This window comes from Bradyrhizobium sp. 26S5, from assembly GCF_036923295.1.
GTDB lineage: Bacteria > Pseudomonadota > Alphaproteobacteria > Rhizobiales > Xanthobacteraceae > Bradyrhizobium > Bradyrhizobium septentrionale.
Genome location: NZ_CP145948.1, coordinates 1,065,152 through 1,084,064, shown reverse-complemented (window position 1 = coordinate 1,084,064; position 18,913 = coordinate 1,065,152). Strand labels below are relative to the sequence as shown.

Below are 18,913 nucleotides of genomic sequence, written 5' to 3'. Positions count from 1 at the left end.
GTGACAATGGATTGCTTCGTCGCTTCTCGCACCGAAGGAGCTACGCTTTCCCCTTCAGCGCCTCGCCGATTTCGTCGAGCACCTTGGGGTCCTCGATCGTCGCCGGCATGGTCCAGGGCTCGCCGTCCGCGATCTTCTTGATGGTGCCGCGCAGGATCTTGCCGGAGCGGGTTTTCGGCAGCCGCGCCACTGTAATCGCAAGCTTGAACGCGGCAACCGGCCCGAGCTTCTCGCGCACCAACGCGACGACTTCCTTCTCGACCTCGGCGGGCTGCTTGGTCACGCCGGCCTTCAACACCAGGAAGCCACAGGGCACCTCGCCCTTGATCGCATCCTTGACGCCGAGTACGGCGCATTCGGCGACATCGGGATGCGAGGCCAGGATCTCCTCCATGCCGCCGGTGGATAGCCGGTGGCCGGCGACATTGATGATGTCGTCGGTGCGGCCCATCACCCAGACATAGCCGTCCGCATCCTTGTAGCCGGCATCCGAGGTCTTGTAGTAGCCGGGAAATTCGGTGAGGTAGGCGTCCCTGAAGCGATCGTCCTGCTGCCACAGCGTCGGCAGGCAGGCCGGCGGCATCGGCAGCTTGATCACGATCGAGCCCATCGTGCCCGCCGCCACCGGCTTCGCCGCCTCGTCGACGATGTCGACCTGATAGCCCGGCATCGGCACCGTCGGCGAGCCATGCTTGACCGGCAGCATGCCGAGCCCGACCGGATTGCCCGCGATGCACCAGCCGGTCTCGGTCTGCCACCAGTGATCGATCACAGGCACCTTGAGCTGCTGCTCCGCCCACGCCACGGTCGGCGGATCGGCGCGCTCGCCGGCGAGGAACAGGGTGCGGAAGCTCGAGAGGTCGTAGCTCTTGAGCAGCCTGCCCTCGGGGTCCTCCTTCTTGATCGCGCGGAACGCGGTCGGCGCGGTGAAGAAGGCGACCGCCTTGTGCTCGCTGATCACGCGCCAGAACGCGCCGGCGTCCGGCGTGCCGACCGGCTTGCCCTCATACATGATCGAGGTCGCGCCATGGATCAGCGGGCCGTAGACGATGTAGGAGTGGCCGACCACCCAGCCGATGTCGGAGCCGCACCACCAGATCTCGCCGGGCTTGACGCCGTAGAGATTGTACATCGACCATTTCAGCGCAACGAGATGCCCGCCATTGTCGCGCACCACGCCCTTCGGAATTCCGGTCGTGCCCGAGGTGTAGAGGATGTAGAGCGGATCGGTGGCCAGCACCGGCACGCAGGGCGCGGCCTTGCCGGCATCGAACGCGGCGCGGCGCAGCGTCGCCCAGTCGTGGTCGCGGCCCGCGGTGAGCTCACAAGCCTGCTGCGGCCGCTGCAGGATGATGCAGGTCTCGGGCTTGGCGCCGGCGAGCCGGATCGCCTCGTCGAGCAGCGGCTTGTACTGCACGATGCGGCCGGGCTCGAGCCCGCAGCTCGCCGAGAAGATCAGCTTCGGCTTGGCGTCGTCGATCCGGGTCGCCAGCTCCTTGGCCGCGAAGCCGCCGAACACCACGCTGTGCACCGCGCCGATCCGCGCGCAAGCCAGCATCGCGACGACCGCCTCCGGCACCATCGGCATATAGAGAATGACGCGATCGCCCTTGCTCACGCCGAAATCCTGCATGATCGCGGCGAGCGTCTGCACTTCCTCGAGCAGCTTGGAATAGGTGAATTTGGTGATCGTGTTGGTGAGCGGAGAATCGTGGATCAGCGCGACCTGGCCGGCGCGGCCGCCGGCGACGTGGCGATCCAGCGCGTTGTAGCAGGTGTTGACCACGGCGCCGGTGAACCAGCGGCCATAGGCGCCCATAGAGGGATCGAAGATCTTCTTCGCCGGCTCGATCCAGTCGATCTCGCGCGCCGCTTCCGCCCAAAAGCCCTCGGGGTCCCGAAGCGAGCGGGCATGCACCTCATGATACCGGCTCATCTGCTGGCTGTTCATCGCGTTTCTCCCTCGCGCGGTCGCGCGTCATTTGCCGACCATTGTCACGGGAAGCGGCCGGGTTTCAAGCCGAAATGACCGCGACCTTCGGCCGGGTCCGGCTAGTAGCCGTCGACCCCGTTGATCCGCTGCAGCCGCTCGCGCATCGCCTTTTGCAAATCATAGCCCGGCTGGCCGAATTCCGCGTTGCGGCGGGCGATGAACTGATCCTGCACACGCTGCAGCTCGCGCGCCTGCCGCGGGTCTTTCGACTCGTGTACCGCGCGAAAGCTCGACGCGCCGATCTCGCGATCGAGATCGGCGAGCGCGGGATCGGCGCAGATCGCCTTCTCCACCGCGCGGCGTGCCGTGCGGCAATCGAAGCTCGGCTTGCCGGCAACCGCCATCATGGCGCCGATCCGCTCCAGCTCCAGCGACAGCGATTTGTAGTTGGCCTTGGCGGCGGCGTGATCGGGGTCGAGCTTGACGGCGGCGCCAAAATCCATGATCGCCTTCGGCCGGTCGCCCTTGCGGCGCCACAGCTCGCCGCGCGCATTATGGGCGTCGGCAAGCGAGGGATCGAGCCTGAGCACGCTGTCGTAATCGGCGATCGCGCGATCGATCATCTGCTTGCGGTCATAGGCGCTCGCGCGCGCCACAAGCGCCTTGACGCGATCGGGCTTCGCCGCCTTCTCATTGTCGATCAGCGCGCCGCAGACATCGATGGTCTTGTCGTCATCCGCCGCCGCAACCGCCGCGATGCAGGGGCCGGCATCGACCTGCACATCCTTGCCGGGCTCGCTGCTCGTGGCACACGCAACGCCTGCTGTCAGCGCGCCTGCCAGGCAAATGCACAGCAGCGCCAAAGCCAGATTCAAGACCAGATTTGCAGAATTGCGTCGCATCCCAATCGCCGACAAGACATCCCTCTCCCGCACCCAACCACCGGTCCCCGATTTCCGGCAGCGCGCCATTTGCCGCAAAACCACACGCTGGATTATACGTCAATTGCGACGATCGGCTGCACTGGGGGTTCGCCTTGCTCACGTTCGAATGGATCATCGGCCTGTTGCTCGCGGCCGTTGCGTTGTCGGCACTGGCACGCAAGATCAAGGTGCCCTACCCGACCTTCCTGGCGGTCGGCGGCGTGCTGCTGGCTTTCGTGCCGTCCGGCCCGTCCTGGGCGCTGGAACCGAAACTGGCGCTGGCCCTGTTCGTCGCGCCGGTGCTGCTCGATGCCGCGTTCGACACCTCGCTGCGCGATCTCCGCAACAACTGGCTGCCGGTCTCGACGCTGGTGCTGGTCGCGGTCGGCATCACGACGGTGGCGGTCGCGGTGGTGGCGCGCTGGCTGCTTCCCGACATGCCCTGGCCGGTCGCGATCGCGCTCGGCGCCATCGTCGCCCCGCCCGACGCGGCCGCAGCCACCGCGATCCTGCGCCAGGTCAAATTGCCCTACCGGATCCAGAAGATCCTCGAAGGCGAGAGCCTGCTCAACGACGCCAGCTCGCTGCTGATCTATCGCGTCGCCGTCGGCCTGATCGCGGCCGAACACATGAAGGTGCGCGAATTCGTGCCGTCGCTTGCGGTCGCGCTGGTCGGCAGCCTCGCCGCAGGCTATCTGTTCGCGCAGGTCTGGATGATGATCACTCGCCGCATCACCGAGGCGCCGAGCGCGATCATCACCCAGTTCGGCGGCACCTTCATGGTGTGGATCGCCGCCGAGCATATCGGGCTGTCGGGCATCCTCACCATCATCGCCTATGCGATCACGATCGCCCGCACCGCTCCGGCCCGCACATCGGCGCGGCTGCGCGTGTCGTCCTATACGGTGTGGGAAACCGTGATCTTCGTCCTCAACGTGCTCGCCTTCATGCTGATCGGCATGCAGCTGCGTCCGATCTGGTCGGAGCTCGACGACGAGGTGCGGTGGAAATATTGCAGCTTCGCCGCCGTGATCCTCGCGGTCGTGGTCGTGGTCCGCATCGCCTGGGTGATGTCCTATGGCGCCTTCCTGCGTGCCCTGAAGGCGCGCAGCCTGCTTCCGCGCTACGTGGTGGCGGCGGTGCCGTCGCTGCGGCGTAGCATCGTCGTGTCCTGGTGCGGCATGCGCGGCATCGTCACGCTGGCGGCCGCGTTTGCGTTGCCGGAGTATTTTCCGTATCGCGACCTGATCCTGCTGACGGCGTTTGCCGTGGTGCTGGGCTCGCTGGTGATCCAGGGCCTGACGCTGCGGCCGCTGATCCTGGCGATGAAATTCGATGACGACGATCCGATCGCGCGCGAGGCCGCGCACGCCCGCGGCGTCGCCTTTCGCGCGGCGCTGGACGAAATCGATGCGGACCCCTCCGAGGAGGCCGAGATCCTCCGGCTCGAATACCGCGCGGTGCTGCTGCGCGCCGAGACCGAGCCGGACGGCGGCATCGCCTCGGGCGAGCTGCCGGCCGATCCGCTGCGCCGGCGCGCGATCGCAGCAGCGCGTCAGGCCTTGCTCAATTTGCGCCACACCGAGGCGATCGGTGACGACGCCTTCCATCTGGTCGAAGAAGAGCTCGACCGCGCCGAACTCAGCGCTGAAGCGTGACGGCCCGCCGTCTTCACAAGATCGTTCGCAGCCGGGCCCGGTTGAACCATCGCCGGATTTGTCAGACCCAACATCATGACAATCCTCATCGATCGCAATTCACAACGCGCCTCGGCGAAGATCGAAGCGCAGTTCTTCTATTTCTATATGGCGTTGTCGTGCATGGCGGTCGCCCTGCTCGGCTTTGCCCCGACCTATTGGGTGCCGATGGCGCGGGGTTCGCTGACAGCGCCCCCTGTCGTGCATTTGCATGGCCTGCTGTTCTTCGCCTGGACGCTCTATTTCGTATTCCAGAGCTGGCTTGCGGCTTCGGGGCGGATCGTGCGTCACCGCCGCGTCGGCATGATCGGCGTGTCGCTTGCGACCGCCGTGACGATGCTGGGCCTGTTGGCCTCGATCAGCGTCATGAAGCGCTCGGCCGCGATCGGGCAGATCAACGAAGGCATCGCCTTTTCGATCGTTCCGTTCAGCGGCATCCTGTTCTTTGCGGTCGTCTTCGCGCTCGCGATCGTCTATGTCCGCGACCGCGAAGCACACAAGCGGCTGATGCTGCTCGCGGCCATTTCGATCCTCGACGCCGCGGTTGCGCGCTGGTTCCTGACCTTCCTCGCACCATCAGGCCCGCCGGGGCCACCGCCGGTCCCGGTCACGATCGCGCCGGCATTCGTCGCCTATCTGCTGCTGGTCGTCGCGATCGTGTTCGACTGGCGTACCCGCGGCCGTCCACACCCGGTCTATGTCTATGGCGGGCTGGCGCTGGTCGCGGTGAAGCTGTTGAACTGGCCGATCAGCACCTCGGCCGCCTGGCATTCATTCGCCGGCGGCATCCTGGCGCTGGCGCAGTAACCTCCTTCACGCACCCGACTTCACGCGCCCGACTTGGAGGTGATGCCGCCGTCGACCACGAGCTCGATGCCGGTGACATATTTCGATTCGTCCGACGCCAGGAACAGCGCGGCATTGGCGACGTCCCAGGCATCGCCCATGTGCCCCATCGGCACCTGCGCGTCGCGGGCTCGCCACATCGCCTCGACATCGCCCTTGGCGTAGCTCTGCGCCAGCCCGGCCGAATGCGCGACCATCGGCGTCTTCATCAGCCCGGGCAGGATCGCGTTGACGCGCACATGCTTGGAAGCGAACTCGACGGCGGTCGAGCGCGTCATCTGGTTCATCGCGGCCTTGCTCGCATTGTAGCTGACATAGGAAATGCCGACATGGCGGATCGAGGCGATAGACGAGATGTTTATGATCGAGCCGCCACCCTGCTTGATCATGACGGGAATGACGTGCTTCATCGACAGATAGGCGCTCTTCAGGTTGACCGCGAACACGCGGTCCCAATCGGCCTCCGCCACCTCGACCACGCTGCCGACCTCGGCGATGCCGACATTGTTGTCGAGCACGTCGATGCGGCCATAGGCCTTCAGGCAGGCCGCGACCATCACTTCGACCTCGGCAGCGCGCGACACGTCGGCGGTGAATGCGACAGCCTTGCCGCCCTCCTCCGTGATGATCTTGACCGTCTCCTCGGCCGCGGCGCCGTCGCGATCGACGCAGAACACGCTCGCGCCCTCGCGCGCAAAGGTCACGGCGGTCGCCTTGCCATTGCCCCAGCCGGGCCCGATCGAGCCCGCGCCGACCACCATCGCAACCTTGCCCTTGAGCCGATCCATCGTTTGTTCTCCGTTGTTGTTCTTGACCAGCAGCCGTAGCAGCTCAATGCCACTTCCAAAAGAGAAAACGGGCAGCTATCGAGGCAACCCCGATGAGCTTCTTCTTCAGAAATGCGCCAACGCTAGCCCAAGATTCCCTTCCACCCGCATCGCTAGATTGCTCAAGATCGACGGTAACAGTGACGCTAACTTTACGCGCACTCACTCCATTCACATCAGACATTTGATCCTCCTGGGAGTATGGGTCGAATTGTTAGAGGTAGAAAAAAGGCAACAGCTCACCGCCTCGCCAATCGAAATCGGCAAGCCTCACTCACTCGTCCAGACTAGAATAGGCGATGCACCCGCCCCACTGTCTCATTCCACTGAAGTCAGGTTCTTCGCAGACTTCAGGCACAAGAAGACCGAGCTCATATTGCTATGAGTCGCCGATCTAGCCTCGCTTGGAAAAGCGTCGCTAACGCGCACACCGCCGCCGATTTGCACATCCGCCCTTGGGTCTCAAACCGCACTGGTCTGGAGAGCCGTGAGCGTCGCGAACAAGAAAAAAACTACACTAAGCGGATTTTCTGACAATCCGTGGATTCTAAGAAGATCGAGACTCTTCGCGATTGTTGCGACGTTGCAAATACAGAACTGCGCAAGCAAGTTTTTGAATCAGCGCACAGATTCGCGCGCTTCACAAACGCCGGTGCAATACCAAAAATTTTTCATAGAAAATTTACATTTGGTCGCGCGCCGGTCATTTTTTCAATCGCTGCTCAGCGCTATGTGCATAAGTAATTCGCGAGACGTCATTTTTCTCGATTGCTTTTGCAGGGTAACCCCGCACAAACAAAGAGCTTTTGGAGATTTGGCGACTATTTCACGAGCGAATCAACAGCATGCTTAGGGTTGCAATTGTTGGATTGGCCCTCGCCCGGGCTACTACCGTTGATCACATGCATTCATCGTCGTGACATTAGCACCGATCGGATGCCCGAAAATCTCCGAGAGCGTCTGGCAGCGTCCCGCCTGGCACAGGTGCCATTCGCCGGCGGCGCCGGAATTGCCCAGCACCACCTCTCGCCTCGGCTCCGGGGCCGGTGACCACTGAAACCACCCGTCAATCAGCCGCGCCTCCGGCGGCGGCTCCATGCCGGCGCCGACGCCCTTGATGCGCGCCTGTTGCAGCATGAGCCCGGCCGGGGTGACCAGCCAATCCTCCTGCCACGCGGTCTTCTCGATCGAATGCGTCCAGGCCAGCGTGAAGGCCGCGATCGACAGCGCCTTCACGACACCCGCGGAGGCGAGGCAGAGGCTCAAGCCGCCGCCACCGCATTGCGCGGGCGCTGCCGCCATTGCCACAGCAGCACCACTGCTGCGAGCGTGAAGCCCGCCGTATCCGAGAACCGGAAATCGCCGAGCAGGCAGAGCGCGGCGCCGAACGCAACCGCGATCTCGATGAAGGCGCGGGAACTCTCCGTCGGCCAGCGGATTGAGATGTGCAATCCAGCGGCGAGGTATGACTTGCAGCCGTCCCGGACGACCGTTGAGCGAGCGCTTGATGCGTTGAACTTCTTCCTCGCCGACGTGCGGGACGGGCTCGGCCCTTATCTGGCGATCTACCTGCTGACCGAACGGAAATGGGACGAGGCCTCGATCTGATCAGTGATGTCGATCGCGGCGATCGCCGGGATCGTCGCCCAGACCCCGACCGGCGCCCTGATCGACCGCAGCCGCGCCAAGCGCGCCCTGATGTTCGCGGCTGCGATTGCCGTGACCGCCGCGTGCCTGCTGCTGCCGCTGCTCGACCGGTTCGAACTGGTCGCCGCGACCCAGGCGCTCGCGGCCGCCGCCGGCTCGGTGTTCGCGCCGGCGATCGCCGCGGTGACGCTCGGCATCGTCGGACCCAAGGCATTCGCGGCGCGGACCGGCCGCAACGAGGCGTTCAATCACGCCGGCAACGCGGTGGCTGCGGCGATCGCGGGCGCAACCGCCTACTGGTTCGGACCAATCGTCGTGTTCTGGCTGCTCGCGGCAATGGCGCTGGCGAGCGTCGCCGCGACGCTGTCGATCCCGGCCGCCGCCATCGACCATCAGGTCGCGCGCGGGCTCGACGATGTCGCAGAGGGACAAGGCGCGGCGCATGACCAGCCATCCGGCTTTCGCGTGTTGCTGACCTGCAAGCCGCTTTTGATCTTCGCGGTCTCCACCGTGATCTTTCACTTTGCCAACGCGGCGATGCTGCCGCTGGTCGGACAGAAGCTCGCATTGGTCAACCGCAACCTCGGGACCTCGCTGATGTCGGTCTGCATCATCGCGGCGCAGATGGTGATGGTCCCGGTTGCGATGCTGGTCGGACGCAAGGCCGACGTCTGGGGCCGCAAGCCGATCTTCGCCGTGGCGCTCGCGGTGCTGGCTGTTCGTGGCGCGCTCTATCCGTTATCGGACAACCCCTACTGGCTGGTGTCGGTGCAATTGCTCGACGGCGTTGGCGCCGGCATCTTCGCGCGCTGTTCCCGCTCGTGGTTGCCGATCTCACGCACGGTACCGGGCATTTCAACATCAGCCAGGGCGCGATCGCCACCGCAACCGGCCTCGGCGGCGCGCTGAGCACGGCAGTCGCCGGATTCATCATCGTCCACGCTGGCTATAGCGCCGCATTCCTGTTCCTTGCAGCCGTCGCTTGTGCCGGGCTGATCGGCTACTGCGCGTTGATGCCGGAGACATTGCGCATGGCAACGACGACGTCACGCACGACTGCATTGGCACCGCAGAATCGATGATCCGATTCGCCGTCGGCACTCGGCAGCGAATCAACGCATCGCGCCGCGTGACACCGATCTGATGTCCGACAATGACGCAGATTCACATCTGCATCGAAGCGACACCACAGTCCTTAACACCGTCTCTCGATGAAACACGCGCGCAATGTTTCTGCCGACGTCAAAAGCCGGCGCGATCGCGCTCATGAACGTCAGATGACGCATTTGTTGCGCGCGCGACAGCGGTGAGACGCGCCGATTCCCGCGCCATTTGATTCGAATTGAATCCTTTAAGGTTAGCGGCGCAATCAATGTATGAGCCAGAAATTTCCATGATTGCCGCCGCTCTTGGATGTACGAGTCAGGCCGGGGTAATTACGGATAAGGCGGGGCATGAACCACATCAGTCACATCGGACACGCGCGAGCCGGATGGTTCGGACATCGCAAGCTGACCCCACGCGCATGCATTGCGGACAGCAAAAAACACCTTCGGACCTTCCTTGTTGAGGCGCTGGAAGACCTCGGCTTCATCACCAGTGAATGCAGCCAGGCTTTGGAACTCGAAACCGTCCTGGACGCGGAACGGCCCGATCTTCTGGTGCTCGGCGTGTCCGTTGACGGCATCGAAGTCAGTAAAATTCTCGAGACTTTGGTGAGAAAGGACTACGGCGGCAAGGTCCTCGTCATCGGCCAGCCGGACTCGATCATCGTCAAGGCGGTCCGGCAGATCGGCGATGAATACGGCATCGTCATGCTGCCGGCACTGTCGACGCCGTTCAGCGCGGGAACCCTGCGTGACAGTCTTGCGTCGCTGCTGCCGCTCGAACCCGCGCCGAGCCCGGCGGTGGATGTGCCCGAAGCGCTGAAGGCCGGCTGGCTCGAGCTTTGGTATCAGCAGAAAATTCATCTCCGCACGCTGGTTCCGAGCGGCGCCGAAGCGCTGATCCGAATGCGCCATCCCGCCTGGGGCGTGGTGCCGCCGGCCTACTTCATCCCCGATGAGAGCGATCCGCATTTTCATGCGCTGTCCGAATTCGTGATCGCGCGCGCGATCGAGGACTGGCGCTATCTCCTCGAGCAGATCGGGCCGGTCGATCTCTCGATCAACCTGCCGATCTCGTTTCTCGCCGACGACGATGCGGTGCGCGAGCTCTGTTACCGCATGCCGGATCATGCGGCCTTCGCCGGCCTGCTGATCGAGATCGACAGCACCGAGGTGGTCGACAATCTCGACCTGGCGATCGATGTCGCGAGGCGCGTGCGGCTGCACAATATCGGCATCTCGATCGACAATGTCGGCGCCAACTGGCCGTCCTTGCTCGGACTGCCGAACTTCCCGTTCGTCCAGCTCAAGGTCGACCATCAATTCGTCACCGGCTGTGCGGATCAGCGCCTGAAGCAGACGGTGTGCCGGCGGGTCATTGAGCTAGCTCACGACAGCGGCGCGCAGGTCGTAGCCCAAGGCGTCGAGACGCGCGCGGATTTCCTCGCCGCGCATGAGATGGATTTCGATCAGGTCCAGGGTTACCTGTTCGGCAAGCCGATGGGCGTCAAGAAGTTCGCGCGCTCACGCATGCACTTCTCGGAGAAAGAGCCGATCGTATCCTGAGGCGTGGCCTCTGGTCAGGCTTGAGTGTTGCGATCGATCGCGCGCAGCGCCTCGCCGCGCGCGATCAGACGCTTTGCGTTCGAATAGGTTGGGACCTCGAGCAGCGAGCCATCGAGCTCGACGCGCCCAAGGCCCCGTGTCCGCGCCGCCTCGAACACCGCGACGATCCTGCCCGCCTGGCGGAGTTCGTCCTCGCTCGGCGTGAGGACGCCGTTGACGATTGTCGCATGTGCGGGATCGACCAGGCTCTTGGCGGTGTAGCCCAGCCGTCGCGCCCAGGCAGTGTCGCGCGCGACGCCTTCAGCGTCGCTCCAGGTGTAGGGACAATCGACTGCCACGACGCCAGCCGCGCGACATTCGACGATGAAGCGCTGCCGCGCATAGGCGAGCTCCAGGGCATCGCTGCCGCGCTCGGCACCAAGATCGGCGGCGAGATCTTCGGAGGCCATCAGGCAACCAATGATGCGGCGACTCGTCGCCGCAATCGCGCCCGTCTGCACCAGACCGCGCGCGAACTCGATATTCGGCAGCAGGGACGTCGATCCCTCGGCGATGCCATAGTCGCGCTCGAACCGCGTCACCGCCTCGTCAAGCCGGACGACATGGTGCGGCTCGGCGACCTTCGGCAATGCAACGATATCCGGACGTCCCTGCATCACCGCGGCCAGGTCATCCATGCCGTCCTGGTCCAGCGGATTGACGCGGACCGCGACGACGACGCCCTGGTCGCGCCAGGCCGCATAGAGCTCGGCCGCAAGTCGCCGCGCCTTCGGGCGCAGCGGCGGCGGGGTGAAATCCTCGAGCTCGTGGATCAACACGTCGGCGCCGCTGGCGGCTGCCCGCTGCAGGACCGCCTCATTGGCGCCCTCGAGAAACAGCCAGGAGCGGCAGAGCGGGGCTGGACGCAGCTTGCGCATCACGCTATCCGCACCGCCGTCACTGGAACGTCATGTCGAGGCATTTCGAGATGTCGGAGCCGAGGCCGGACGAGATGGTGATGCAGCCGCGGATCTTCTGGGTGTTGCCGTCGCTCGCCCAGATCGCGTAGCCGCCCGTACCGAAGAACGAATTGGTGTTCGGCGGCTCGGTCTCGGTGGCGTCGAAGGTGTAGTTGCCGTCGGTCTCGAAGATGCGCGGCTTCTTGGTGCAGCCGCCATCGGCCTGGACGTTGATGACCTCCTTGTTGTCCCGCGTCAGCGCCAGCGAAACCTGGCAGCGGAAGTATTCCGAGGTCTTGGCGTTGAACAGATAGGCGTAGGACTTGCAGGTCGCGGTGTTGAGCTTGCCGGCGGACAGGCCGCGGCTGCAGGAGATGCGCTGGTTGTTGGAGAGCTTGAATTCGTCGGCCTGCGCGGCTGACGCCAGCGTCATGAACGACAGCGCGACACCGATACCGATCTTCATGACGTGGTTCATCCTGATCCATCCCCAAGGTCGTGTTTCTGGCAATCGAGGCGTTTGTAAACGGTAACGCGAAGATAGTCGTCAAGCTCGATGCGGGAAATCACAAAGTCGCTGACAGACGTAAGCGGTCGCGCCGATTGTCGTATTGACGCACGAATGGCGTTCGTGATTTGTTCAGAACCGTGGGGACGACGCCGTTTTTCTCGGCCGGAGGTGGATCATGACGCATTGTTTGACCAAGACCTTTGTTGCGACTGCGGCGTTTGCCGCGCTGACGACCTGCGCCTTCGCGCAGGAGGCTGCGCCCTGGGAGCTGAAGCCGGACATGGGCTACGCCTATGACAAGGAGGGCAAGACCTGGGCCTACAAGATGGGCACCAGCAATGCCGGCACGCTATTGAAGGGCGCCAAGAAGGTGCCGAGAGGAACGCTGTTCTTCATCGGCCACAACGGCCAGCTCTACATGCGCTCCGGGCCCTATCTCGAGGGCGACGGCAAGTTCATGTTCGGCTCGAACTAAAGCGTTTTCGAGCGAAGTGGACACCGGTTCACGTGAAGAAAACGCGTCAAAACAAGAGTCTAGAGCTTCGGTTCTGATTCAATCAGAACCGAAGCTCTTTTCGGCCGACCTCAGAACGCCGCGGCCAATTCCCGGGCGCCAGGCTTGTTGCTGTTGAAGTCCATCCGCTCGTTGGTGACGGCGAGCAGCCGGGCCACGGTGTTGTGGCGGATCGCGACCGGGTTGCGCTCGTAGCCGGAGCGCTGGAAGAAATTCGAGGTCGGCACCTGCTCGCGCATCGCCTGAGGCATGGTCACCATGTCGAGCCCGGTGCCGTCGCCGGTCAGGTTCATCATCTCGAGCTCGGCTGCGGTCAGCGGCCTTGTGTAGCCCTTGTTGCGGGCGAAGATCACCGAGGTCAGCAGCTTGTGGGTCTGCAGCATCGGGCCGACATCGATGTCGAGCACCATGGCGTGACAGGCCCAGCCCTGCGCGGTGTCGGCGAGCCGTTGATGTGCCGACCAGTCGTCCGGCACGGTGCGACTGAACGCGACCATCTTCTTCAGCACCGCGAGCTTGTGCTCCATGGCCTTGCGCGCCGGCCCCTGCGTCGCCGCCACCCGCTCGGAGAGGTCCCGCACGAATTCATGCCCCTGCTCGGCCAATAGCTCCACGGTATTGGTGGTGAGCAGCTGGTTGTAGCCCATCGCGGTGGAAATGGCGCGCTTGCCGCCATGCTCGATGCCCGCCTGCACGTCGTAATTGCCGGTGCCGCCGGTCTCGAACGAATAGACCCGCACCGCCTGCTCCGGCGTCAGCCCCGCCGCGCGTGCGTAGCGGGCATAGGCGCGCTTGAACTCGAGCTCTTTGGCCGGCCGCTGCGGCGTAAACTGGAATTGCTCGGCCGCCGCCCTGAGCAAATCCGAGACCACCGGTATGGTTTTGGGCGGACGCTTGCCGCCCTCCTCCTCTTCCGGAGCCGGGTTGACCGGCCGCTTCGGGCCCTCATAGACCGGCGGCTGCTGCAGCACGTAATCGTCCAGCGAAATCTGCACGCGGTCGCGGCGCTTGGCATTGCGGCCGCGCCGCTTGTCGGCGATCGCGTTCCAATAGGCGGTCGCATCCTGCTCGAAGGCGGCGCGCGCCTCCTGATATTCCTGCAGCTTGCGGCGATATTCCATGATCGCCTGCGGCGCGGCCTGCGCCATCGCATTGGCGATGGAAGGCGGCAACGCATCGGCCTCGCCGGCCAACACAGACGGCGCGCTAGCGACCAGCGCGAGCGCGACAAATCCTGACGAGAGGCGAATCAATTGCGAGCGCATCGCCTCCTTGTAGCAAGCGCGGCCGTGAAGTCAGCCCGGAATTGTCCGGATCGAAAGCGGCGGGATGCCGCGACCAAATCCAGAATTTTCGCCATAATGCGGTGTTCTCCGAGGAAAGCAGTGGAGATCGCGATGAGGAACGCACTCTGGCTCGCCGCCGCAGGCGCGCTGACGCTGACGGCGCCGGCGCGCGCTGAACTTCCGGATTGCGGGTCGTTTCCGGATACCCGTTCACGTCTCACCTGTTACGAGAACGTGTCGCGGGCGCCCAATCCGGAACCCGCGGTCGCGGCGCATCCTGCCGCACCACCGAAAGTAACGAAGCCGCGCCGCCACAAGCGGCACCACAGTAGCTTCCTCCACTCACTTCCATGCGAACACCGGCTGCTCGAGATCGGCGACGCGGGTGTTGCGGCCGGCGAGCACCTCGCGGAATTGATAGATCAGCGCGGCGGTCGGCGCATGAATATGCTGGCCGCCGAGCCGGAAGCGGATCACCCGCCGCGAACTCTCCGGGATCGTGACGAAGCTGAAGGCGTCCTCTAGCTCGATCGCATCGAGGCCGATGCGGTGGACGGAAGCGACCTCATCCGGGTTCGGCACGATCGCCGCATTGGCGCCGGCCCAGACCACGACCGGCGTGACCAGATAGCCGGACCGGGTCGGATAGTCGTCCAGCATGCCGAGCACGTCGCGGTCGGACAGCGCCATGCCAAGCTCCTCGTGCAATTCGCGCAGCGCGGCTTCGCCCTGCGTCTCGCCGGCATCGCAGCGCCCGCCCGGCAGCGCCCATTGCGCGCTGTGAGCGCGCAGGCGCGCGCTGCGGCGGGTCAGGAGGAAGGCCGCGCCGTTGCCGTCATCGCTCTCGGTCAGCGCGATCGCCACCGCCGCGCGCTTCAGCGTCAGTGCGGCATCGGCCGGCGCGAGGCGCGCGAACGCCGAGCAGAGCTCTGCGATATTGCGCCGGGTGGCATCGTCAAATGTGCGGGCCATTGACCTTGACTACAACAGTCCAGCGATTGATGAAATGACCTGAACGGCATGCCTCCTGCGATCAATCATTTGCAAGCAACGGATCCTCACCTCATGACGGCCAAGGCCGCGGACAAGCTCAAATCCGACGGCTGGAAGGTCGCCGACACCACGGGCTTCCTGACGCTGATCGGCCCGTTGTGGGAACGGCTGAAGGACGGCGCGCTCGAGCTCGCATTGATCACCGAGGAAAAGCACCACAACCGCCGCGGCCTGGTGCAGGGCGGCGTCATCATGACCTTCGCCGACCGCGCCTGCGGCATGGCCGCGCGTTTCGTCTCGGGCAAGCCGACGCTTGCGACGGTGCAGCTCGACACCCATTTCGTCGAGGCCGGCAAGATCGGCGAGATCCTGACGACGCGCCCGCGCGTGGTGCGCTCGACCCGCAGCCTGATCTTCATCACGGCCGAGGTGACCGTCGACAAGCGCTGCATCGCGATGGCCAACGGCGTGTTCAAGATTCTGAAGAACGAGAGCTGACGCGTCATTCCGGAGGAACGATCGATGCAATATCGCCAGCTTGGCCGCAGCGGCCTGAAGGTTTCGCCGATCTGCCTGGGCACCATGATGTTCGGCGGACCGACCGATGAGGCGACCTCGTCGCGGATCGTGGCGAAGGCGCGCGAGGCCGGCATCAACTTCATCGACAGCGCCGACGCCTATAATGGCGGCAAATCCGAGGAGGTCGTGGGCCGCGCGATCTCGAACAGAAGGTCGAACTGGGTGCTGGCGACAAAACTCGCCAATCCGATCGGCGACGACCCTAACCATGGCGGACTGTCGCGGCGCTGGGTGTTTCAGGCTGCCGACGAGAGCCTGAAGCGGCTCGGCACCGACTACATCGACGTCTACTACCTGCACAAGGAAGACCATACCACGCCGCTCGACGAGACAATGCGCGCGATCGGCGACCTGATCCGCGCCGGCAAGGTACGCTATTTCGGCGTCTCCAACTACCGCGCCTGGCGCGTCGCCGAGATCTGCAACATCTGCGACCGGCTCGGCATCGACCGCCCGGTCGCAAGCCAGCCCTATTACAACGCGATGAACCGGATGCCGGAGGTCGAGCACTTTCCGGCCTGCGCCTATTACGGCCTCGGCATCGTGCCCTACAGCCCGCTGGCGCGCGGCGTCTTGACCGGCAAATACGCGCCCGATGCGGCGCCGCCCGCGGACACGCGCGCGGGGCGCAACGACAAGCGCATGATGCAGACCGAGTGGCGGCCGGAATCGCTGCAGCTCGCGCAGCAGATCAAGCACCACGCCGAGAGCCGCGGCATCACCGCCGGGCAGTTCGCAGTGTCCTGGGTGCTGAACTCCTCGTTCGTCAGCGCCGTCATCGCCGGCCCGCGCACCGAAGCGCAATGGGACGATTACATCCGCGCGCTCGATTATCGCTTCACCGCCGAGGACGAGGCGCTGATCGATCGCCTCGTCGTCACCGGCCATCCCTCGACGCCCGGGTTCAACGATCCCGCCTATCCGATCGAAGGACGCCGGGCGCGGACCGAATAGCATCGCGGCGTCGGCGTTTGTCTCGGCTGCGCCGAAGTTACGTTTCGCACCTTCCGAATTGCGCAATGTCCGCGGCGGCTGCAGCATCAGGGCATGACAATGCTGATACTGGTGCTGCAATGATGGCATCCAATGTACTGGACTGGATCGTGGCGCTGCTGGTCTGCTGGGCAAGCCTGACCGCGATCTTCGAGCCCTCGCGCGTGGCCTCACAGTGCGATGTCCCCTATGCGACAAGCAGCGTGCCGCAGGTCCCGCTCGCGGCTCCGACCCAGGCGGAGATCGCAGCGATGATTCGCGACATGAAGCTGCACGACTGAGCGGGATAGCCAAACCGCGAAACCCTTCGTTTTCGTCCCTGAAATGAAACAGGGCGACGCCGAAGCGCCGCCCTGCCTATGTTGTCGTTGCTGGCCGCTTACTTCACGAGCTCGAAACGATCGGCGTTCATCACCTTGGCCCAGGCCGCGACGAAGTCCTTCACGAACTGTTCCTTGGCATCCGACGAGCCATAGACCTCGGCGAACGCGCGCAGCTGCGAGTGCGAGCCGAAGATCAGGTCGGCGCGGGTGCCGGTCCACTTCACCGCCTTGGTCTTGCGGTCGCGGCCCTCATAGACGCCCTCGCCGGCATCGCTCCACACCGTGCCCATGTCGAGCAGGTTGAGGAAGAAGTCGTTGGTCAGCGTCCCCGGCTTGCCGGTGAAGACGCCGTGCTTCGACTTCTTGGCGTTGGCGCCGAGCACGCGCAGGCCGCCGATCAGAACCGTCAATTCCGGTCCGGTCAGCCGCATGAGGTGTGCACGATCGACCAACGCCTCCTCGGGCAACATGAACTGACGCTTGCCGCTGATGTAGTTGCGGAAGCCGTCAGCCCGCGGCTCGAGCGGAGCGAACGATTCGACGTCGGTCTGATCCTGCGTCGCATCGGTGCGGCCCGGCGTGAAGGGGACCTTCACATTGGTGCCGCCGTCCTTCGCCGCCTTCTCGATCGCAGCGGCGCCGCCGAGCACGATCAGATCGGCCAGCGAGACCTTCTTGCCGAACTCCTTCTGGATGGCTTCGAGCTTGCCCAGCACGGTTTTGAGCTGCGCCGGCTCGTTGACATCCCAGTCCTTCTGCGGAGCGAGACGGATGCGCGCGCCGTTGGCACCGCCGCGCTTGTCGGAGCCGCGGAACGTGGAGGCCGAGGCCCAGGCGGTCGACACCAGTTCGGACACCGACAGACCCGAGGCTGTTATCTTCGCCTTGAGCGCCTCGACATCCTTGTCGTCGATCACGGCATGATCGAGCGCCGGGAGCGGATCCTGCCAGATCAGCGTTTCCTTCGGCACCAGCGGGCCGAGGTAGCGCACGATCGGACCCATGTCGCGGTGGGTGAGCTTGAACCAGGCGCGGGCAAAGGCGTCCGCGAACTGATCCGGATGCTCATAGAACCGGCGCGAGATCTTCTCGTAGGCCGGATCGAAGCGCAGCGACAGGTCGGTCGTCAGCATCGTCGGGACATGCTTCTTCGACGGGTCGAACGCGTCCGGGATGACGGCGTCCGCGCCCTTTGCCTTCCACTGCTTCGCACCCGCCGGGCTCTTCGTCAGCTCCCATTCGTACTTGAACAGGTTCTCGAAGAAGTGGTTGCTCCACTTGGTCGGGGTCTGGGTCCAGGTGACCTCGGGGCCGCCGGTGATCGCGTCAGCGCCGACGCCGGTGCCGAACTTGCTCTTCCAGCCGAGGCCTTGCTCCTCGAGCGCGCCACCTTCCGGTTCCGGACCGATCAACGACGGATCGCCCGCACCATGGGTCTTGCCGAAGGTGTGGCCGCCGGCGATCAGCGCAACCGTCTCCTCGTCGTTCATCGCCATGCGGAAGAACGTCTCGCGGATGTCCTTGGCCGCGGCAACCGGGTCCGGATTGCCGTTCGGGCCTTCCGGGTTGACGTAGATCAGGCCCATCTGCACCGCGCCAAGCGGCTCGGAGAGCTGGCGCTCGCCGCTATAACGCTCATCGCCGAGCCAGGTGCCTTCCGGACCCCAGTACAGTTCCTCGGGCTCCCACACGTCGGCGCGGCCGCCGGCGAAGCCGAAGGTCTTGAAGCCCATCGATTCCAGCGCGACGTTGCCGGCGAGGACCATCAAATCGGCCCACGAGATCTTGCGGCCGTATTTCTGCTTGATCGGCCAGAGCAGCCGGCGCGCCTTGTCGAGGTTGGCGTTGTCGGGCCAGCTGTTGAGCGGAGCGAACCGCTGCTGACCGGCGCCAGCGCCGCCGCGGCCGTCGGTGATGCGGTAGGTGCCCGCCGAGTGCCAGGCCATGCGGATCATCAGGCCGCCGTAGTGACCGAAGTCAGCCGGCCACCATTCCTGCGACGTCGTCATCAGGGCCGTGAGGTCCTTGATCACGGCGTTGAGATCGAGGGTCTTGAATTCCTTGGCGTAGTCGAAGCCCTTGCCCATCGGGTCGGACAGGCTGGAGTTCTGATGCAGCACCTGAACGTCGAGCGTCTCCGGCCACCAGTCACGATTCGAGTGCCCGCGGGGCCCGCCCGTGAATGGGCATTTGCCCGCGCCTTCGTCGGTTTTTGCGTCCATGTTTCTTCT

Annotated in this window: 18 protein-coding genes and 1 pseudogene; 8 read left to right on the top strand and 11 right to left on the bottom strand. The window is 64.5% G+C overall.

Annotated elements, in window-relative coordinates:
* Positions 1–40 precede the first annotated feature (40 nt).
* Entirely contained in the window at positions 41–1,951 is a 1,911-nt protein-coding gene (locus tag V5279_RS05040) for a propionyl-CoA synthetase (RefSeq protein ID WP_166302230.1), read from the bottom strand.
* A gap of 101 nt (positions 1,952–2,052) precedes the next feature.
* Positions 2,053–2,835: a hypothetical protein gene (locus tag V5279_RS05035; protein WP_166302227.1), complete on the bottom strand. Its 783-nt coding sequence runs from the start codon at positions 2,833–2,835 to the stop codon at positions 2,053–2,055.
* Positions 2,836–2,969: 134 nt separating this feature from the next.
* Between V5279_RS05035 and V5279_RS05030 the strand changes: the two genes are divergently transcribed.
* Positions 2,970–4,514: a sodium:proton antiporter gene (locus V5279_RS05030; RefSeq protein WP_338695568.1), complete on the top strand. Its 1,545-nt coding sequence runs from the start codon at positions 2,970–2,972 to the stop codon at positions 4,512–4,514.
* 75 nt (positions 4,515–4,589) lie between these two features.
* Positions 4,590–5,360: a hypothetical protein gene (locus V5279_RS05025; RefSeq protein WP_338695566.1), complete on the top strand. Its 771-nt coding sequence runs from the start codon at positions 4,590–4,592 to the stop codon at positions 5,358–5,360.
* Positions 5,361–5,380: 20 nt separating this feature from the next.
* On the opposite strand, the gene V5279_RS05020 is transcribed toward V5279_RS05025, so the two are convergent.
* From V5279_RS05020 to V5279_RS05005, 4 genes are all read right to left on the bottom strand, one after another.
* On the bottom strand, positions 5,381–6,187 hold the full coding sequence (locus tag V5279_RS05020; RefSeq protein ID WP_338695564.1) for a glucose 1-dehydrogenase: 807 nt from the start codon (positions 6,185–6,187) through the stop codon (positions 5,381–5,383).
* A 43-nt stretch (positions 6,188–6,230) separates the two neighbouring features.
* Positions 6,231–6,410 carry a hypothetical protein gene (locus V5279_RS05015; protein ID WP_338695562.1) on the bottom strand — a complete coding sequence of 60 codons (180 nt, stop codon included), beginning with the start codon at positions 6,408–6,410 and terminating at the stop codon, positions 6,231–6,233.
* Positions 6,411–7,114: 704 nt separating this feature from the next.
* Positions 7,115–7,528, bottom strand: coding sequence for a DUF1850 domain-containing protein (locus V5279_RS05010; RefSeq protein WP_338695560.1), 414 nt, complete (start codon positions 7,526–7,528; stop codon positions 7,115–7,117).
* Positions 7,489–7,677 (bottom strand): hypothetical protein, encoded by a 189-nt coding sequence (locus V5279_RS05005; protein WP_338701903.1) that lies wholly within the window; start codon positions 7,675–7,677, stop codon positions 7,489–7,491. Before V5279_RS05005 ends, V5279_RS05010 begins: the two co-directional genes overlap by 40 nt.
* Between V5279_RS05005 and V5279_RS05000 the strand changes: the two are divergent.
* Both V5279_RS05000 and V5279_RS04995 read left to right on the top strand, forming a co-directional pair.
* Positions 7,670–8,955: pseudogene (locus V5279_RS05000) on the top strand (MFS transporter). The gene V5279_RS05005 and the pseudogene V5279_RS05000 overlap by 8 nt on opposite strands.
* Positions 8,956–9,327: 372 nt before the next feature.
* A complete protein-coding gene (locus V5279_RS04995; protein ID WP_338695558.1) occupies positions 9,328–10,545 on the top strand; it encodes an EAL domain-containing response regulator in 1,218 nt (405 codons plus the stop codon).
* Positions 10,546–10,559: 14 nt separating this feature from the next.
* Here the strand turns inward: V5279_RS04995 and V5279_RS04990 are convergent, their stop codons facing one another.
* Together V5279_RS04990 and V5279_RS04985 are read right to left on the bottom strand one after the other, a co-directional pair.
* Positions 10,560–11,462, bottom strand: coding sequence for a CoA ester lyase (locus V5279_RS04990; protein WP_338695556.1), 903 nt, complete (start codon positions 11,460–11,462; stop codon positions 10,560–10,562).
* A gap of 19 nt (positions 11,463–11,481) precedes the next feature.
* Positions 11,482–11,961 carry a hypothetical protein gene (locus V5279_RS04985; protein ID WP_166302209.1) on the bottom strand — a complete coding sequence of 160 codons (480 nt, stop codon included), beginning with the start codon at positions 11,959–11,961 and terminating at the stop codon, positions 11,482–11,484.
* 208 nt (positions 11,962–12,169) lie between these two features.
* Here V5279_RS04985 and V5279_RS04980 point away from each other — a divergent pair, with 208 nt between their 5' ends.
* Positions 12,170–12,469 (top strand): hypothetical protein, encoded by a 300-nt coding sequence (locus tag V5279_RS04980; protein WP_338695553.1) that lies wholly within the window; start codon positions 12,170–12,172, stop codon positions 12,467–12,469.
* Positions 12,470–12,579: 110 nt separating this feature from the next.
* Here V5279_RS04980 and V5279_RS04975 read toward each other — a convergent pair whose 3' ends face one another.
* Both V5279_RS04975 and V5279_RS04970 read right to left on the bottom strand, forming a co-directional pair.
* Positions 12,580–13,773, bottom strand: a complete 1,194-nt coding sequence (locus V5279_RS04975) for a hypothetical protein (protein WP_338695551.1) — start codon at positions 13,771–13,773, stop codon at positions 12,580–12,582.
* A 363-nt stretch (positions 13,774–14,136) separates the two neighbouring features.
* Positions 14,137–14,766 carry a CoA pyrophosphatase gene (locus tag V5279_RS04970; RefSeq protein WP_338695549.1) on the bottom strand — a complete coding sequence of 210 codons (630 nt, stop codon included), beginning with the start codon at positions 14,764–14,766 and terminating at the stop codon, positions 14,137–14,139.
* A 93-nt stretch (positions 14,767–14,859) separates the two neighbouring features.
* Here V5279_RS04970 and V5279_RS04965 point away from each other — a divergent pair, with 93 nt between their 5' ends.
* The 3 genes from V5279_RS04965 to V5279_RS04955 all read left to right on the top strand — a co-directional run bounded on the left by V5279_RS04965 (position 14,860) and on the right by V5279_RS04955 (position 16,640).
* Positions 14,860–15,285, top strand: a complete 426-nt coding sequence (locus tag V5279_RS04965) for a PaaI family thioesterase (RefSeq protein WP_338695547.1) — start codon at positions 14,860–14,862, stop codon at positions 15,283–15,285.
* A 24-nt stretch (positions 15,286–15,309) separates the two neighbouring features.
* Positions 15,310–16,320 carry an aldo/keto reductase gene (locus tag V5279_RS04960; RefSeq protein WP_338695545.1) on the top strand — a complete coding sequence of 337 codons (1,011 nt, stop codon included), beginning with the start codon at positions 15,310–15,312 and terminating at the stop codon, positions 16,318–16,320.
* A 119-nt stretch (positions 16,321–16,439) separates the two neighbouring features.
* Positions 16,440–16,640, top strand: coding sequence for a hypothetical protein (locus V5279_RS04955; protein WP_338695543.1), 201 nt, complete (start codon positions 16,440–16,442; stop codon positions 16,638–16,640).
* Positions 16,641–16,738: 98 nt separating this feature from the next.
* On the opposite strand, the gene katG is transcribed toward V5279_RS04955, so the two are convergent.
* Positions 16,739–18,904, bottom strand: coding sequence for a catalase/peroxidase HPI (gene katG, locus V5279_RS04950; RefSeq protein ID WP_338695541.1), 2,166 nt, complete (start codon positions 18,902–18,904; stop codon positions 16,739–16,741).
* Positions 18,905–18,913 lie beyond the last annotated feature (9 nt).

Bases quoted from the DNA above. Each gene is read 5' to 3' on its own strand.
- V5279_RS04995 (WP_338695558.1), top strand. From the start codon at position 9,328: ATGAACCACATCAGTCACATCGGACACGCGCGAGCCGGATGGTTCGGA.
- V5279_RS05035 (WP_166302227.1), bottom strand. From the start codon at position 2,835: ATGCGACGCAATTCTGCAAATCTGGTCTTGAATCTGGCTTTGGCGCTG.
- V5279_RS05010 (WP_338695560.1), bottom strand. From the start codon at position 7,528: ATGGCGGCAGCGCCCGCGCAATGCGGTGGCGGCGGCTTGAGCCTCTGC.
- katG (WP_338695541.1), bottom strand. From the start codon at position 18,904: ATGGACGCAAAAACCGACGAAGGCGCGGGCAAATGCCCATTCACGGGC.
- V5279_RS04990 (WP_338695556.1), bottom strand. From the start codon at position 11,462: ATGCGCAAGCTGCGTCCAGCCCCGCTCTGCCGCTCCTGGCTGTTTCTC.
- V5279_RS04960 (WP_338695545.1), top strand. From the start codon at position 15,310: ATGCAATATCGCCAGCTTGGCCGCAGCGGCCTGAAGGTTTCGCCGATC.
- V5279_RS04980 (WP_338695553.1), top strand. From the start codon at position 12,170: ATGACGCATTGTTTGACCAAGACCTTTGTTGCGACTGCGGCGTTTGCC.
- V5279_RS04955 (WP_338695543.1), top strand. From the start codon at position 16,440: ATGATGGCATCCAATGTACTGGACTGGATCGTGGCGCTGCTGGTCTGC.
- V5279_RS04985 (WP_166302209.1), bottom strand. From the start codon at position 11,961: ATGAACCACGTCATGAAGATCGGTATCGGTGTCGCGCTGTCGTTCATG.
- V5279_RS04970 (WP_338695549.1), bottom strand. From the start codon at position 14,766: ATGGCCCGCACATTTGACGATGCCACCCGGCGCAATATCGCAGAGCTC.
- V5279_RS04975 (WP_338695551.1), bottom strand. From the start codon at position 13,773: ATGCGCTCGCAATTGATTCGCCTCTCGTCAGGATTTGTCGCGCTCGCG.
- V5279_RS05040 (WP_166302230.1), bottom strand. From the start codon at position 1,951: ATGAACAGCCAGCAGATGAGCCGGTATCATGAGGTGCATGCCCGCTCG.
- V5279_RS04965 (WP_338695547.1), top strand. From the start codon at position 14,860: ATGACGGCCAAGGCCGCGGACAAGCTCAAATCCGACGGCTGGAAGGTC.
- V5279_RS05020 (WP_338695564.1), bottom strand. From the start codon at position 6,187: ATGGATCGGCTCAAGGGCAAGGTTGCGATGGTGGTCGGCGCGGGCTCG.
- V5279_RS05015 (WP_338695562.1), bottom strand. From the start codon at position 6,410: ATGTCTGATGTGAATGGAGTGAGTGCGCGTAAAGTTAGCGTCACTGTT.
- V5279_RS05025 (WP_338695566.1), top strand. From the start codon at position 4,590: ATGACAATCCTCATCGATCGCAATTCACAACGCGCCTCGGCGAAGATC.